Source organism: Pseudomonas sp. 9_2_1, assembly GCF_059295275.1.
The window spans coordinates 247,043-261,744 of the sequence record NZ_CM181239.1; the positions used below are offsets into that span (position 1 = coordinate 247,043).

Here is a 14,702-nt window from a genome sequence, read left to right on the forward strand (position 1 = left end):
GTCAGCCCTCCCAACCGGCCTGGTAGAGCTTGCCGTGGGCTTTGTCCAGGGCCGCACGCACGGCAGGCGAGTGCTGATAGATGTCAACGAACCTGGCCAGGCGCGGGTCGTCCTTGTTCTGTGGGCGAATGACGAACTGGATCACGTATTCCTTGTTTTCCAGGCCGTCGAACAGCAGCGCCGAGCCGGCGTCGAAGGTGTTCGCCAGGCGGATGTAGGCCGGGTAGCCCTGCACCAGGTCGGCGTCGTCATAGGCGCGCACCAGCTGCACGGCCTCGACCTGCAGGATCTTCAGCTTTTTCGGGTTGGCGACAATGTCGTCCTCGGTGGCCTTGTAGCCAACCCCGGGTTTGAGGGTGATCAGGCCTGCCTTGGCCAGCAACTGCAAACCACGCCCGCTGTTGATCGGGTCGTTGGCGATGGCCACGCTGGCACCGGCAGGCAGCTCGTCGAAGCTTTTGTACTTTTTCGAGTACAGCCCGACGTTGTTGATGATCCCCGGGGCATAGGGTACGAGGTTGAAGCCGGCAGCGGCCTTGGCGTTCTCCAGAAACGGGATGTGCTGGAAGTAGTTCACGTCGATATCGCCGCTGTTGAGGCTGACATTGGGCGCGATCCAGTCGCTGAATTCGATCAGCTTCACTTCCAGCCCCTGCTTGTGCGCCTCTTCCACGGCGGCTTCCAGCGGAATGGCAAAGGCGGAGGTGGTGCCGATCTTGAGCGGCTCGGCTGCCAGGGCGGTGGCGGACAGGCCGAGGCCGAGGCCAAGGGCAATGGCCGCGACGGGCCGGAACAGTTTTTCAAGCATGGTGCAGGGCTCCAGTCGGGGCAGTGGTCGGGGTAAAGCGATAAGCCGCGCCAGGGTGGCCGGCGGGCAGGTGCGGGTGGTCGGCCTGGAACAGTTTTTCGCGCAGGGTGCCTTCGGCGTAGGCGGTCTTGTAGCGGCCGCGCTGTTGCAGGTGCGGGATGACCAGGTCGATAAAGTCCTCGAAACTTTCCGGGGTTACCGTGCGGGTCAGGTTGAAACCGTCCAGGCCGGTTTCGTCGACCCAGCCGATCAACTGCTCGGCCACTTGCTCGGGCGAGCCGACCAGGGTCACGTAGCGGCCTCCCAAGGCGTGTTGCTGCAGCAGGCGGCGCCGGGTCCAGGCGTTTTCCTGCAACTGGCGCGTGGCCGACTGGATCGCGTTGCCTTTGCTGGAGGCAATGGGTTCGTCCAGCGTGTAGGCGGCGAAATCGATGCCAGTGGAGGCGGCGAAGTGCGCCACCCCCGCCTCGGGGCTGGCATGGCGCAGGTACTCGGCATGCTTGGCCTGGGCCTGTTGCTCGGTCGGGGCGACGATCACCGTGATGCCCATGAACACCTTGACCGCCTGCGGATCGCGGCCGGCGGCCTCGGCGGCCGCGCGCACCTTGTCGACTTGGGCGCGGGTGGCAGCCTTGTCCTGACCACTGATGAACACGCACTCGGCATGGTTGCCGGCGAAGGCCAGGCCACGCTGCGAGCTGCCGGCCTGGAACAGCACCGGCGTGCGTTGCGGCGAGGGCTCGCTCAGGTGATAGCCCTCGACGGTGTAGAACTCGCCTTGATGCTGCACCTTGCGCACCCGGTCTGGCCTGGCGTACACCCGTTGCTGGCGGTCGGCGACCACGGCATCGTCTGCCCAGCTGCCCTCCAGCAGCTTGTACAGCACCTGCAGGTACTCGTCGGCCTGGTCGTAGCGGCGGTCGTGTTCTGGTTGCCGGTCCAGGCCCATGGCCCGGGCGGCGCTGTCGAGGTAGCCGGTGACGATGTTCCAGCCCACCCGGCCATTGCTCAGGTGATCAAGGGTGGAAAGCCGCCGGGCAAACAGGTAAGGCGCCTCGTAGGTGAGGTTGGCGGTAAGGCCGAAACCCAGGTGGCGGGTGACGGCGGCCATGGCCGAGACCAGCAGCAGCGGGTCGTTGACCGGCAGCTGGATCGACTCCTTGAGGGTGACGTCCAGCGACTGGCCATAGACGTCGTAGGTGCCGACGATATCGGCAATGAACAGCCCGTCGAACAGGCCACGCTCAAGCAGCCGCGCCAGGTCGGTCCAGTAGTCGAGGGTCTTGTACTGGGTCGAGGTATCCCGTGGGTGGGTCCACAGGCCGTGGTTGATGTGCCCGATGCAGTTCATGTTGAAGGCATTGAGCAGAATCTGCCTGGCCATCAGATGGTCCCCCGACGTGGCGGGTTGGTAGCATTGAGGTAGTAGTTGCCGATGGCGTGGTATTTCCAGCGTACCGGGTCGTGCAGGGTGTGCACGCGGGCGTTGCGCCAGTGGCGGTCCAGGTTGTGCTCGGCCAGGGTGGCCTGGCTGCCGCCCAGTTCGAACAGGGCGGTGCCGGCGGCAAGAGAAATCTCGGTGCTGATGGCGCGGGCTTCGGCGACGGCGATGGAGGCAGCGGCAACATTGTCGGCGCTGCTGTCGTCGCGCGCACGGTCCAGGTATTCGCCCGCCCGTTCCAGCAGGGCCTCGGCGGCATGCAGGCGGATCGCCAGGTGGCCGAAGCTTTTCAGCGTCAGCGGGTCATCGCTGGCGTTGTCCAGGCCGGAGTCGACCCAGGGGCGGCTGCGGGTGCGCACGAAATGCAGGGCATCCTCGTAAGCGGCGCGGGCAATGCCGGTATCGATGGCGGCATGGAGAATCTGCGCCAGCGGGCCGACCGGGGTAGGGCGCTCGAAGGCACTCTGGAATGGCACCACGTCGGCCGCGCTGACGAATACGTTGTCGAATACTACCGAGCCGCTGCCAGTGGTGCGTTGGCCAAAGCCGCTCCAGTCGTCGATCACCTGGAGCCCGTGGCTGTCGGCCGGAACGAACACCAGATGCTGCACGCCGTTTTCGTCGACCACCGAGGTGGGGATGCGCTGGGCGTAGATGGCGCCAGTGGAATAGAACTTGCGGCCGTTGATGCGGAAGCTGTCGCCGTCACGGCTCAGGCGGGTGGTGCGGTCGTTGGCAGTTTTGGTGCCCAGTTCGGCCAGGGCATTACCGAAGCGGCGGCCGGCGAGGACTTCGGCATACAGGCGCTGCTGCTGTTCGGCGCTGCCGTTTACCCGCAGTACCTCCAGGCCGTAAAAATGGTTTTGCGGGATCTGCCCGAGCGAGCCGTCGGCCTGGGCGATACGGGCGATGACCTTGGCCAGGGTGACGTTGGAAACGCCGGCGCCGCCGTAGGCCTTGGGCACGCTGATACCCCACAGGCCGGAGCGGGTGAACAGTTCGAGCTCGGCGTGCGGCAGGCGGCGCTCGCGGTCGCGCAGGGCGCTGTCGCGGCGCAGTTGTTGGGCGATGTCTTCGGCGACGGCCAGGGCTTGGGTGTCGCTGGTGATGATGTTTGTCGTCATGGTGTTCTCCGGGGGCTTAGGGGCCGCTTCGCGCCCCAATCGCCGGCAAGCCAGCTCCCACAAGGACACCACAGGTCCTGAAACCAGTGCCGGACCTGTGGGAGCTGGCTTGCCGGCGATGGGCTGCAAATCAGATCCAGGAATGCCGCGCAGGCAGCGTGCCGTTCAGGTGGTAAGCGCCCACCGCGTGGTACTTCCAGCGCACCGGGTCATGCAGGGTGTGCACCCGGGCATTGCGCCAGTGGCGGTCGAGGTTGAACTCGGCAAGGGTGGCGCGGCTGCCGGCCAGTTCGAACAGTTTCTCGCTGGCCTGCAGGGCGATTTCGGTGGTCAGCACCTTGGCCTCGGCCACCGCGATCGAAGCCCGCGCTGCGCTGGCTGCGTCGATTGGCGCAGCGTTGACCTCGTCAAGGACCCGGGCTGCCTTGCGCAGCAGCGCTTCGGCGGCGTGCAGCTCGAGCTTCAGGCGGCCGATGTCGGCGATCACATAAGGATCGTCGCTGGCGCGGTCGACATTGGCTTCGATCCATGGCCGGGACTTTTCCCGCACGAAAGCGATTGCATCCTCGATTGCCGCCTCGGCGATGCCGGCATCGATCGCTGCCTGGATCAGCTGCGAGCTCGCGCCCTGGATGTTCGGGATATCCCGCTGGCGCCAATTGTCGATCAGCAGTTCTGCATCCACCGGCACCTGGTCCAGCAACACCGTGCCGCTGGCGGTGGTGCGCTGGCCGAACCCGGACCAGTCATCGACGATGCGCAGCCCCGGGCTGCCGCGACGCACAAACGCCAGGCGCTGTCGGCCTTCGTCGTCCAGTGCCTTTACCGCTACCCAGTGGGCGAACAGTGCGCCGGTGGAGTAGAACTTCTCGCCGCTGATGCGATAGCTGTCGCCTGCGCGGGTGATCCTGGCCTTGAGGGTAAGGGTGTCCTTGGTGCCGCGCTCGGGCCCGGCATTGCCGATGCGCCAACCATCGAGCACGCTGCGGAAGATCACCGCCTGTTGCGCCTCGGTGGCCGTAAGGCGCAGCAATTGCAGCATGCCGAACTGGTTCTGCGGGATCTGCCCCAGCGCCGGGTCGGCGGCGCTGATCAGGCGGAACACTTCGGCCACGGTTTCAAACGACACCTCGGGGCCGCCGTGGGCCTTGGGTACGCTGATGCTGCCCAGGCCACTGCGGGTGAACAGCTCGATCTCGGCCCAAGGCAGTTTGCGTTGCTGGTCGCGGCGGGCGGCTTGCTCGCGGGCGGCCTCGGCCAGTTCGCGGGCCGCTTGCAGGGCTTCGGCGTCATTGCGCAGAACCTTGGCCGGCAGCAGCAGGGGCGAGCTGTCGAGATCGCTGTGAAATTGGGTATTTGGCTGGCTGGACATCAGTGCCGCTCCTTGGCTGCACTCAATGCCCTGGCGATACGCACTGGGGTGATTGTGACCCTGACCATTCCTGACCTCACAAAAAAGTTACGTCGCTACAGCTGATCGCGACAGAAATGTGCTGGTCCGGTGGTCCGGTTTATATACCCTAATGGTTTATAAAAAGTTTATGAACTAACTTTTTGGAATATTTATAGAAGGAGGAATTGCTGTGGATGTTCCGGCCTCTTCGCAGGCGTGCCCGCGAAGAGGCCGGAACAGACTTACTCGGACGCCGCAGTCCCGAGGAACTTGCGCAGGAACTGCCGGGTACGTTCTTCCTTCGGCGCCGCAAACAGCGCCTTGGCCTCGCCCTGTTCCACGATCACGCCTTTGTCGAAGAAAATGACCCGGTTCGCCACATCCCTCGCAAAGCTCATCTCGTGGGTGACGATGATCATGGTGCGCTTTTCCTCGGCCAGGCCGCGGATGGTCGCCAGCACTTCACCGACCAGCTCCGGGTCCAGCGCCGAGGTGGGCTCGTCGAACAGGATCACCTCGGGCTCCATGGCCAAGGCGCGGGCGATGGCCACCCGCTGCTGCTGGCCGCCGGACAGGCGCCTGGGGTAGGCGTCTTCCTTGCCCGCCAAGCCGACCTTGGCCAGCAGGCGCCGGCCCAGTTCGATGGCCTGCTCGCGGGGCGTCTTCTTGACGATTACCGGCCCTTCGATCACGTTTTCCAGGGCGGTGCGGTGGGGGAACAGGTTGAAGTTCTGGAACACGAACCCGGCCTGCTGGCGCAAACGGCGAATTGCACTTTGCTGACCACCCAATGGGCGGTTGGCATCGATGCTGATGGCACCGATCTGGATCTGCCCGGCGTCGGGGGTTTCCAGCAGGTTCAGGCAGCGCAGAAAGGTGGTCTTGCCCGAGCCGCTGGGGCCGATGATGGCCACCACTTCGCCGGGGCGCACGGTCAGGTCGATGCCGTTGAGCACGGTCTGGCCCTTGAACCGCTTGGTCAGGCCTTTGACTTCAATCATGCTCATTGCTCCTGGTCATGCTGGTTGACCCGCGCTTCCATGCGGTTCTGGAAGTGCGCAAGGATGCTGCACAGCACCCAGTAGATGACCGCGACCGCCACGTACATGGTGAACACTTCGAAGGTACGCGCGGTAATCAGCTGGGCCTGGCGGAACAGCTCGGGCACCTGGATGGTCGCCGCCAGGGCGGTGTCCTTGACCAGCGAGATGAAGCTGTTGCCCAGCGGTGGCAGGGCAGTGCGCAAGGCCTGTGGCAGGATCGCCCGGCGCATGGCCTGCACTCGGGTCATGCCGATGCTGGCTGCAGCTTCCCACTGGCCACGGTCGATCGAGGAGATCGCTGCCCGCAGGATTTCGCAGATATAGGCTGCCATGTTCAGCGACAGGCCAATCAGCGAAGCGGGGATGGGGTCGAGTTCAATGCCGATTTGCGGCATGCCGAAATAGATGACGAACAGCTGCACCAGCAGCGGCGTGCCGCGGAAAAACGACACGTAGATCCGCGCCAGCCAGTTCAGCGGCAAAATCTTCGACAGCCGCATCAGTGCCAGGGCAAAGCCCAGCACCAGGCCGAAGAACATGCCGCCAACGCTGAGCAGCACCGTATACCCCGCGCCCTTCAGCAGGAAGGGGGCGGAGTCGACAACGAGTTGCAGGCTTTCAGCGATCATTTGGTGACATCGGCACCGAAGTATTTCTCGGACAGCTTGGCCAGCGTGCCGTCAGCCTTGAGCTTGTCGATGGCCTTGTTGATCGCCGCCAGCAGCTCCGGCTCACCCTTGCGCAGGGCCACACCGCTTTCAAGGCGCGAGAAGGCTTCGCCAGCCAGTTCGGTGTCCTTGGCTTTTTGCGCGTATTCCAGCGCAGCCAGGCGGTCGATCAGGATGGCGTCGATGCGGCCGTTGCGCAGGTCGGCGAACTTGCTCGGGTCGTCCTCATAGGTACGCACTTCGGCCTTTGGCACGTCCTGCTTCACCCACTGCTCGTAGTTGGTGCCCAGGCCCACGCCGACCTTCTTGCCGGCCAGGTCCTGCGCGGTCTTGATATTCAACTGCTCGGCTTTCTTCTTCAGGATCAGCGCCTGGATGCCGGAAACGGTGTAGGGCTCGGAGAAGTCGTACTTCTTCTTGCGCTCTTCGGAAATGGTCACCTGGTTGATGACCACATCCAGTCGCTTGGACTCCAGTGCGGCAAGAATGCCATCCCACTTGGTCGGCTGCACCTTGGCCTTGACGCCCAGCTCCTTGGCGATCAGCTCGGACAGCTCCACCTCGAAGCCGCTCAGCTTGCCGTTCTCGTCCTGAAAGCTGAACGGTGGGTAGGTGCCTTCAAGGCCGACGTTGATCACGCCTTTTTCCTGGATGGTCTTCAGCTGCTCGCCGGCGAAGGCCTGGCCGAGCAGGCCGGCGCCCAGCAGGACTGCCAGGCTGGCGTTGAGTAGCGGTTTGGCGAATATCGACATGTCAGAGCCCCGCGCTTGTTGTGTAAGTAGTGGGTGGCGACTATAGGGTTGGCTTCTTAGGCCAGGAAATACTAAAAAATTATTTTGTTATTTCCTTTTGTTTTATTGCCAGGTGTTGGCTGCTTTTGAGGGTAGGCGAGGTTCTCCGCGCCGTCATCGCCGCTTATGCCTGACTTAGCGCAGGATGGAATAAAGCGTTGTTTTTTCCAAGGGACGGATTTGCCGTAAAGTGGATTGCACGCAGGCAGGTCTGGCCCTTTCGCGGGTGAACCCGCTCCCACAGGCGCCGTGACATCAGTGGGAGCGGGTTCACCCGCGAAAGGGCCAGACCTGCCGATAAAAACAGTTTGGCCGACTCAGGCAGGAGAAAACCGTGAGCGAACAACCCTCATCAGCGCACTGGCAGTTGCAGAGCATCGTCAGCGGCCTGCGCGGCGCCCGTGAGCAATGGCGTACACGCAATGGCCGCAGTATTGGCGAGCAGGGCGGGCGCGAACTGCCATCGCGCGAGGCGATGCGGCAGATCCTGGAGCAGCTGTGCGGCGCACTTTTCCCCATGCGCCTTGGCCCGGTCGACCTGCGCGAAGAGAGTGAAGATTTCTACGTTGGCCATACCCTGGATGCCGCGCTGACTGCCTTGCTTGCCCAGGCACGTCTCGAGCTGCGCTACGCGGCGCGGCAAAGCAAAGCCGGGCTGGCTGGCGTCGACGCCCAGGCGCTGAGCCTGATCCAGGGTTTTGCAGCGGCGCTACCGGAGCTGCGGGTGCTGCTCGACACCGACGTGCTGGCCGCCTACCACGGCGACCCGGCAGCGCGAAGTGTCGATGAAGTGCTGCTGTGCTACCCGGGCATCCTGGCGATCATCCATCACCGCCTGGCCCACCATCTGTACCAGGCCGGCTTGCCGCTGTTGGCGCGGATCAGCTCGGAGCTGGCGCATTCGGCCACCGGCATCGACATCCATCCGGGGGCGCAGATTGGCCCGAGCTTCTTCATCGACCATGGTACCGGTGTGGTAATTGGCGAAACCGCGATCATCGGCGAGCGGGTGCGCATCTACCAAGCGGTAACCCTGGGCGCCAAGCGCTTCCCCAGTGACGAGTCGGGCACGCTGCATAAAGGCCTGCCGCGCCACCCGATCGTCGAGGACGATGTGGTGATCTATGCCGGCGCCACGGTGCTGGGGCGCATTACCATCGGCAAGGGCTCGACCATCGGCGGCAATGTGTGGCTGACCCGCAGTGTGCCGGCCGAGAGCAACATTACCCAGGCCAACCTGCAGCTGGATTGCCAGGACAAGAACTGATCGGGCATCTCTGCTGATTGTTCCGGCCTCTTCGCGGGTTCACCCGCGAAGAGGCCGGAACAGGGGACACCAATCAGCGCCCCAATTCGCATTGATATCCAATCCATGTTTAACTTGAACGCTTGTTCAATGAAAAAACGCTGGTCCGCTGCCGGTGTTCAACAGGAGGATTCCTTTGCTGAACCCGTTCATTCCGAACCTCACGTCATTTGACGAGGTGCACGCCCCATGAGTGCACCGAACCCTTCGCTTGCCGATAGCAAGATGCGCATGAACCCTCCGGTGTTCTACTTTGCGGCAAGTTTCATCCTTATCTTCGGCGTGGTGGTCATCTCCAACCCGCAAGCCGCAGGCGACTGGTTGCTGGCGGCGCAGAACTGGGCGGCCAACACGGTCGGCTGGTACTACATGCTGGCGATGACGCTGTACCTGGTCTTCGTGGTGGTCACCGCCTTGTCCGGCTACGGCAAGATCAAGCTCGGTGCCGACCACGACGAACCCGAGTTCAGCTACCTGTCGTGGGCCGGCATGCTGTTCGCTGCCGGCATCAGCATTACCCTGTTCTTCTTCTGCGTCTCCGAACCCCTCACCCACATGTTGCAGCCGCCCCAGGGCGAAGCGGGCACGGCCGAGGCCGGGCGCCAGGCCATGCAGATCCTGTTCCTGCACTGGGGCCTGCATGGGTGGGGCGTGTTCGCCTTCGTCGGCATGGCGCTGGCCTACTTCGCCTACCGGCACAACCTGCCCCTGGCCTTGCGTTCGGCGCTGTACCCGCTGATCGGCAAGCGCATCAACGGGCCGATCGGCTACGCAGTGGACGGCTTCGGCATCATCGCCACGGTGTTCGGGCTGGGTGCCGACATGGGCTTTGGCGTGCTGCACCTGAACGCCGGCCTCGACTACCTGTTTGGCATCAGCCATAGCCAATGGGTGCAGGTGATCCTGATCACCCTGATGATGGGCGCGGCAGTGGCCGTGGCGGTCGCCGGGGTAGAGAAGGGCGTGCGGGTGATGAGCGACATCAACCTGTTCCTGGCCTGTGCGCTGCTGCTGTTCGTGCTGTTCGCCGGGCCTACCCAGCACCTGTTCAATACCCTGATCCAGAACCTGGGCGACTACCTGGGCGCCTTGCCGCGCAAGAGCTTCGACGTGTATGCCTACGGTGAGAACCGTGACTGGCTGGGCGGCTGGACGGTGTTCTACTGGGCCTGGTGGATTGCCTGGGCGCCGTTCGTGGGGCTGTTCATTGCCCGCATCTCTCGTGGCCGCACCATCCGCGAGTTCGTCTTTGGCGTGCTGTTGATCCCGCTGGGCTTCACCCTGGCGTGGATGTCGATTTTCGGCAACAGCGCCCTGGACCAGGTCATCAACCACGGCATGACCGCCCTGGGCCAGTCTGCCCTGGATAACCCGTCGATGAGCCTGTACCTGCTGCTGGAGACCTACCCCTGGAGCAAGGTGGTGATCGCCACCACGGTGTTCATCAGCTTCGTGTTCTTCGTTACCTCGGCCGATTCGGGCACCGTGGTGCTGTCGACCTTGTCGGCTACCGGCGGTGGTGCGGACGAAGACGGGCCGAACTGGCTGCGCATCTTCTGGGGCGCGATGACGGCACTGATCACCAGTGCGCTGCTGTTTGCCGGCAGCATCGATTCGCTGAAGTCGGCGGTGGTGCTGACCTCGCTGCCGTTCTCGCTGATCCTGCTGTGCATGATGTGGGGGCTGCACAAGGCGTTCTACCTCGAGTCGCAACGGCAGATCGCGCAGATGCACTCGCTGGCACCGTTCGCCCAGTCACGCCGTGGCCGTGGCGGCTGGCGCCAGCGCCTGAGCCAGGCGGTGCATTTCCCGTCGCGTGATGAGGTGTATCGCTTCATGGACGACGTGGTGCGCCCGGCGATTGCCGAAGTGCGTGATGTGTTCGAGCAGAAAGGCCTGGTACTGATTACCCAGGACGACCCCAGCCATGACAACGTCAGCCTGAAGATTGGCCATGGCGAGGAGCAGCCGTTCATTTACCAGGTGCAGATGCGTGGCTATTTCACGCCATCGTTCGCCCTGGGTGGGTTGGGTACGCAGGATTTGAAGAACCGCCGCTACTACCGGGCGGAAGTGCACCTGAGCGAAGGCAGCCAGAACTACGACCTGGTTGGCTACAGCAAGGAGCAGATCATCAACGACATCCTCGACCAGTACGAACGGCACATGCAGTTCCTGCATCTGGTCCGTTAGCCCGCCGGGGCCGCTGTGCGGCCCATCGCCGGCAAGCCAGCTCCCACAGGTATCTCACAATCTTCAAACCTGTGGTAATCCTGTGGGAGCTGGCTTGCCGGCGATTGGAGGCCGAAGGCCTCCCCATCGGACTATCAGAAGGGCGCATCCCCCAGGATGGTCGCCCGATGCATCACCCGCCGGTTCGGCCGGTAGTCATCCACCGCAAAATGCTGGGTCACGCGGTTGTCCCAGAACGCCACGTCATGCTCCTGCCAGCGCCAGCGAATGCTGAACTCCGGCCGCGTTGCATGGGCGAACAACAGCTTCAGCAGCGCCTCGCTTTCCAGCTCGCTCAGCTCGTTGATGCGCGTGGTGAACCCTTCATTGACGAACAGCGCCTTGCGCCCGCTAACGGGGTGGGTTCGCACCACCGGGTGCGACAGCGCCGGATTGTTGCGCCGCGTCGCCTCCCAGCGCGCCAGGTCTTCCGGAGTAGTACCAAAGCGCTCCAGCGGAAACGACTTGGTGAAGTCGTGGGTAGCGGTCAGCCCGTCGAGCATCTCGCGCAATGGCCCCGACAAGGCCGCCAATGCTGCGATGCCGCTGGCCCACAGGGTATCGCCACCGTAAGCCGGCAACTGCTTGGCGCTGAGCACTGCGCCCAGTGCCGGGGTCGGCAAAAAGGTCACATCGGTGTGCCACACGGCGTTGTCGCGCACATCGGTGACCGCCGTATCCAGCACCAGCACCTGCGGGGTTTCCGGCACATTCGGGTAGATCGGGTGAATGTGCAGGTCGCCAAAGCGGGCGGCAAAGCGCGCCTGTTGCTGCGGGGTAATCGGCTGGTCGCGGAAGAACAGCACTTGGTGCTGCAACAGCGCCTGCCCGATGGCGTCGCGGTCGGCGGCGCTGATCTCGCGGCTGATGTCCACGCCACTGATCTGGGCGCCGAGCGCCGGGCTGAGAGGGGTGATGGTCAGGCTCATGTCGGTCTCTTTGGTCAGGCGCCGATATGTCGGCGTGGTCAGTCGAATTCAGTGGCTTTGCCCATGCCAGGGCACCAGCTTGCGCTGCAGGGCACGCAGGCTCATTTCCAGGGCGAAGGCGATCAGGGCGATCAGCAGGATGCCCAGTACCACCACATCGGTGACCAGGAACTGCGCCGCCGACTGCACCATGAAACCCAGGCCGCTGGTGGCCGCGATCAGCTCGGCCGCCACCAGGGTCGACCAGCCGACACCCAGGCCGATACGCACGCCGGTGAGGATGTCGGGCAGCGCGCTGGGCAGGATCACATGGCGAATCAGCTGGGGTTTGCTGGCGCCCAGCGACTGCGCCGCACGCAACCTGGCCGGGTCGACCGTGCGCACGCCGGTGGCCGTGGCAATCGCGATCGGCGCGAAGATGGCCAGGAAGATCAGCAGCACTTTGGACAGCTCGCCGATGCCGCACCAGATCACGATCAGCGGCAGGTAGGCCAGCGGCGGGATGGGCCGGTAGAACTCGATCAACGGGTCGAGAATGCCGCGTGCCACTCGGTTGTAGCCGATGGCGATGCCCACCGGGATGGCGGTGAGCGTAGCGGCCAGCAGGGCCACGCCGATGCGCCCGAGGCTGGAGCCCAGGTGCTGCCACAGGCTGGCATCCATATAGCCTTGGGTCAGCAGGGCCCAGCCCTTGGCCAGGATGTCGGCGGGCGAGGGCAGGAACAGTGGCTCGATCCAGCCGCCGGCGGTCACTAGCCACCAGGCAAATAGCAGGCTGGCGAGGGTCAGCGTGCTGATCCAGCGGGTGGACAAGGGGCGGCGCTGCCCGGTGGCGCGCCGGGCTCGGCTATCAGGTTTGCCGGCAACCGGCAGGTCCAGGCTGTTCATGCGCGCTCCTGCAGACTTTGGCGTTGGGCGAACACGCTGGCGAGCACGTGCTCGCGGGTTTCGATGAAGCGAGGGTCGGACTTGATCGAGCGGGCCGACTCGCCGGCGGCATAGCGCTGCCCGTAGTCCAGTTGCAGGCGCTCGACCACGCGACCCGGGTTGGGCGCCAGCAGCACCAGCTCGCTGGCGAGAAACACCGCTTCTTCGATGTCGTGGGTAATCAGGAACACCGGCTTGGCGGTGCGTTGCCACACCTGCAGCAACAGCTCCTGCATCTGTTCGCGGGTAAAGGCATCGAGGGCGCCGAACGGTTCGTCCATCAGCAGCACCCGCGGGTCGGCTGCCAGCGCCCGGGCCAGGCCCACGCGCTGCTTCTGGCCACCGGACAACTGCCAGATACGGCGTTCGCCAAAACCGTCCAGGTCGACCAGGGCCAGCATCTCGCGGGCCTTGGCTTCACGCAGCGCGCGCGGTACACCGGCCAGCTCAAGGCCGAAGGCAACGTTGCCCAGCACGTTCTGCCAGGGCAGCAGCGCATCGTCCTGGAACACCACGCCGCGCTCGGCACCTGGGCCCTGCACCGGTACGCCATCCAGGGTGATACGCCCGCTGCTGGGCGCGACGAAGCCGGCGATAAGGTTGAGCAGCGAGGTCTTGCCGCTGCCGGAAGGCCCCAGGGCTACCAGCAACTGGCGCGGCCCCAGGCTCAGGTTGATATCGGCCAGCACCGGGGTATCGGCGCCGGGGTACTGTGCGCTGATGCGCTCCAGTTCGAGCAAGGCCATGGTGGGCTCCGGTCGGCTTTTACGGGGTCAGTTCGGGAGGTACTGGGCGCTGACGTACGGCGAGTAATCCGGCAGCACCGCGTCTATCTTGCCTTGCTGCTTGAGGAAGGTGGCGGTGTCGGTCAGTGCCTGGGTGGTGGGCGCGCCCAGTGCGCTGGCCTGGTCGGCAGCCAGCGGGTAGACGTTGCCCTGCAGCAATACCGGGATGTCGGCAGGCTTGGCGCCGGACAGCTTGGCCAGCTTGCTTACATTGTCGGGGTTGGCCAGCCAGGCTTTGGGGTCGTTGCGGTAGTCGGCGTAGGCGTCGAGGGTGACCTTGGCAAACGCCTTGACCACGTCCGGGTGCTTGGCAGCGAAGTCCTTGCGCACGATCCAGGCGTCGAACGTGGGTGCACCTTTTTCGGCCAGTTCGCCAGAGGTGATCAGCACCTTGCCGTTTTCCTTGGCCACGCCCAGGGCCGGGTCCCAGACGTAGGTGGCGTCGATATCGCCACGCTTCCAGGCGGCAATGATGGCCGGCGGTGCGAGGTTGAGGATTTGTACCTTGGACGGGTCGATGTTCCAGCTTTTCAGTGCCGCCAGGAGGCTGTAGTGGCCGGTGGAGACGAACGGCACGGCGACTTTCTTGCCGACCAGGTCTTGCGGGGACTTGATGCTGTCACGGGCGACCAGCGCTTCACCGGCGCCAATCTGCGTGGCGATCAGGAATGTTTCGACCGGCAGCTTGCGGGTGGCCGCTGCGGCCAGCGGGCTGGAGCCCAGGTAGCCGATTTGCACGTCGCCACTGGCCACTGCGGTGATCACGTCGGCGCCGTTGTCGAACTTGCGCCAGTCGATGCTGGCTTTGCTGGCTTTTTCATAGTTGCCATCGACCTGCGCCACCTTGGCCGGGTCGACGGTGGTCTGATAGGCAACGGTGAGGTCGGCAGCCTGGGCAAACCAGCTTGTACTGGCGAGGGTCAGGGCTGCGAACAGGCGCAGCGGGGTGTGCGGGATCATGGTGGACCTCTCGTCAGGCAATCGGTGGGATGGATGACGAGAAGGCTAAATGATCTAAGAATCTTAAAATAAATAACTTTTTTGCATTAGCTTAGGAGCCAAATGCTTTAAGGGTCGGGCTGGGCAGACGCAGGTTCCCACCTGGACCACGTGAGGCAGCTGGGCCGATGATCTCGCTCAATGGCGGAATCAGAACGGCCTGCTAGGCTCTTTCGTCCTTATAGAACGATCGGGAATTAGGTTATGAGCAAACGTTTGCAAATAACCGATAGTTATGAATTCTTCCGCTTCTACA

13 protein-coding genes are annotated in these 14,702 nt (G+C 63.9%); 2 read left to right on the plus strand and 11 right to left on the minus strand.

The window, feature by feature from the left end:
- Position 1: 1 nt before the first annotated feature.
- From AC5O5I_RS00985 to tcyJ, 7 genes are all read right to left on the minus strand, one after another.
- Positions 2-808 (minus strand): MetQ/NlpA family ABC transporter substrate-binding protein, encoded by an 807-nt coding sequence (locus AC5O5I_RS00985; RefSeq protein ID WP_494511935.1) that lies wholly within the window; start codon positions 806-808, stop codon positions 2-4.
- Positions 801-2,192, minus strand: coding sequence for an LLM class flavin-dependent oxidoreductase (locus AC5O5I_RS00990; protein ID WP_494511936.1), 1,392 nt, complete (start codon positions 2,190-2,192; stop codon positions 801-803). The genes AC5O5I_RS00985 and AC5O5I_RS00990 overlap by 8 nt, the downstream gene beginning before the upstream one ends.
- Positions 2,192-3,373 (minus strand): SfnB family sulfur acquisition oxidoreductase, encoded by a 1,182-nt coding sequence (locus AC5O5I_RS00995; protein ID WP_172225032.1) that lies wholly within the window; start codon positions 3,371-3,373, stop codon positions 2,192-2,194. Before AC5O5I_RS00995 ends, AC5O5I_RS00990 begins: the two co-directional genes overlap by 1 nt.
- Before the next feature lie 130 nt (positions 3,374-3,503).
- The gene (locus tag AC5O5I_RS01000) at positions 3,504-4,745 is read right to left on the minus strand and encodes an SfnB family sulfur acquisition oxidoreductase (RefSeq protein WP_494511937.1); all 1,242 of its coding nucleotides are present in this window, start codon (positions 4,743-4,745) and stop codon (positions 3,504-3,506) included.
- A gap of 263 nt (positions 4,746-5,008) precedes the next feature.
- Positions 5,009-5,767: an L-cystine ABC transporter ATP-binding protein TcyN gene (gene tcyN / locus AC5O5I_RS01005; protein ID WP_172287944.1), complete on the minus strand. Its 759-nt coding sequence runs from the start codon at positions 5,765-5,767 to the stop codon at positions 5,009-5,011.
- 2 nt (positions 5,768-5,769) lie between these two features.
- Entirely contained in the window at positions 5,770-6,438 is a 669-nt protein-coding gene (tcyL, locus tag AC5O5I_RS01010; protein WP_172225041.1) for a cystine ABC transporter permease, read from the minus strand.
- Positions 6,435-7,229 carry a cystine ABC transporter substrate-binding protein gene (tcyJ, locus tag AC5O5I_RS01015; protein WP_172225044.1) on the minus strand — a complete coding sequence of 265 codons (795 nt, stop codon included), beginning with the start codon at positions 7,227-7,229 and terminating at the stop codon, positions 6,435-6,437. Before tcyJ ends, tcyL begins: the two co-directional genes overlap by 4 nt.
- A 373-nt stretch (positions 7,230-7,602) precedes the next feature.
- Here tcyJ and epsC point away from each other — a divergent pair, with 373 nt between their 5' ends.
- Positions 7,603-8,535 (plus strand): serine O-acetyltransferase EpsC, encoded by a 933-nt coding sequence (gene epsC / locus AC5O5I_RS01020; protein ID WP_172224328.1) that lies wholly within the window; start codon positions 7,603-7,605, stop codon positions 8,533-8,535.
- Positions 8,536-8,763: 228 nt separating this feature from the next.
- Positions 8,764-10,767, plus strand: coding sequence for a choline transporter BetT (betT, locus tag AC5O5I_RS01025; RefSeq protein ID WP_172224331.1), 2,004 nt, complete (start codon positions 8,764-8,766; stop codon positions 10,765-10,767).
- A 134-nt stretch (positions 10,768-10,901) separates the two neighbouring features.
- Here the strand turns inward: betT and tauD are convergent, their stop codons facing one another.
- The 4 genes from tauD to tauA are packed head-to-tail and all read right to left on the minus strand — an operon-like array spanning position 10,902 to position 14,407.
- On the minus strand, positions 10,902-11,735 hold the full coding sequence (gene tauD / locus AC5O5I_RS01030) for a taurine dioxygenase (protein ID WP_494511938.1): 834 nt from the start codon (positions 11,733-11,735) through the stop codon (positions 10,902-10,904).
- Positions 11,736-11,783: 48 nt separating this feature from the next.
- The gene (tauC, locus tag AC5O5I_RS01035) at positions 11,784-12,623 is read right to left on the minus strand and encodes a taurine ABC transporter permease TauC (RefSeq protein ID WP_494511939.1); all 840 of its coding nucleotides are present in this window, start codon (positions 12,621-12,623) and stop codon (positions 11,784-11,786) included.
- Positions 12,620-13,408: a taurine ABC transporter ATP-binding subunit gene (tauB, locus tag AC5O5I_RS01040; protein WP_172287745.1), complete on the minus strand. Its 789-nt coding sequence runs from the start codon at positions 13,406-13,408 to the stop codon at positions 12,620-12,622. The genes tauC and tauB overlap by 4 nt, the downstream gene beginning before the upstream one ends.
- A 27-nt stretch (positions 13,409-13,435) precedes the next feature.
- Complete coding sequence (gene tauA, locus AC5O5I_RS01045) at positions 13,436-14,407, minus strand: taurine ABC transporter substrate-binding protein (protein WP_494511940.1); 972 nt, start codon at positions 14,405-14,407, stop codon at positions 13,436-13,438.
- Between the last annotated feature and the right edge of the window lie 295 nt (positions 14,408-14,702).